The sequence below is a fragment of the Pseudoalteromonas sp. SG41-5 genome (genome assembly GCF_014164495.1).
Classification (GTDB): Bacteria; Pseudomonadota; Gammaproteobacteria; order Enterobacterales; family Alteromonadaceae; genus Pseudoalteromonas; species Pseudoalteromonas rhizosphaerae.
In genome coordinates, this window is sequence record NZ_JACJFH010000246.1 from 1 (window position 1) to 1063 (window position 1063).

Annotated in this window: 1 protein-coding gene and 1 pseudogene; both read left to right on the forward strand. The window is 37.3% G+C overall.

Annotated features, from left to right (window positions below; genetic code table 11):
- Nucleotides 1–85 precede the first annotated feature (85 nt).
- Nucleotides 86–352: a hypothetical protein gene (locus H5232_RS23375; protein ID WP_182831675.1), complete on the forward strand. Its 267-nt coding sequence runs from the start codon at nt 86–88 to the stop codon at nt 350–352.
- A gap of 186 nt (nt 353–538) precedes the next feature.
- A pseudogene (locus H5232_RS23380) lies at nt 539–1063 on the forward strand (hypothetical protein); the annotation flags it as partial.

Sequence of the window (1063 nt, forward strand, 5' to 3'; positions counted from 1 at the left end):
AATGATTGATTTGTAGTTAAACAAAGAAATAAATAGGATTTAGCTCAAGCAGTAAATAGCTGCTTGAGTGGGCAAAAGGATATTCATGTCAATTTCATATAAATTTGCAAAACTAAATGCAAGAGCAATAGAGAACTATCAGAACTTTAAACACTATATTTCCTCAAAAAAGTATGAATATAGTTCACCTAAAGGGTTAATGATTGTCCGATTTTTATTAGAAAAAGAGGATAATAAAAAAGTACAGCCTCAAAGCTTGGATAATGAAGGCCGCTACTTGGGTTTTCATAATGCAGCAGATTGGACGTTAGGGTTAGTATTGGGACCTATTCTTTTGGGAGTAACAGGTTAAATTGTCTCAGTTATATTTTTTGGGGTATGGTTTTATTCACAATTTACATCAACACCAGAAGACTTTCCATTTTGGTTTGTATTACCTGCAATCGGTTTTAATCTTTTTTTCTTAAACTTCAGCCCTATATTAGCGCGTTATATTCTACCTAAACGTGAAGTATATTTTGACCGTCAAAACCAAACAGTGAACTTTACGTGGTCGGTTGATAATGCCGAAAAAAATGAGCATGGCCATTCGACTTTTCCGTTCTCAGATATCGAGGCATTTTACGCTAAAGCGAACCATTCACAGGGCCATGGTGTGACCCATGCTATGTATATTGCCCATAAAGATTATGAAAACCACCATGGTGCATTTAGTGAAATACGGGTTAAAGACAACCCACAAAACCCAAACTACTGTAAGTATACATGGGAGCGCGTAGTGCGCTTTATGGACTTAAGTAAACGGCTCGTTGATTCACCAGAAATCGAGCCATTTCGTCATTTAGACCCGGTAACACATGAGTTTGATAAGCAAAATAACCGCCCTGAAAAGTACTGGCGTTTAATGAGCTACAAGCAGATGAAGCAAATAGAAGAACAGCTTGATGATGATATTTACCGCTTTAACTTTGACGGCGCTATCACCAATCCTAAACGCTGGGCAAATAAAGAAATCACCAAACCCTGGGAAAAGTGGCCAATAGATGAAAGCCTAAACAAACCA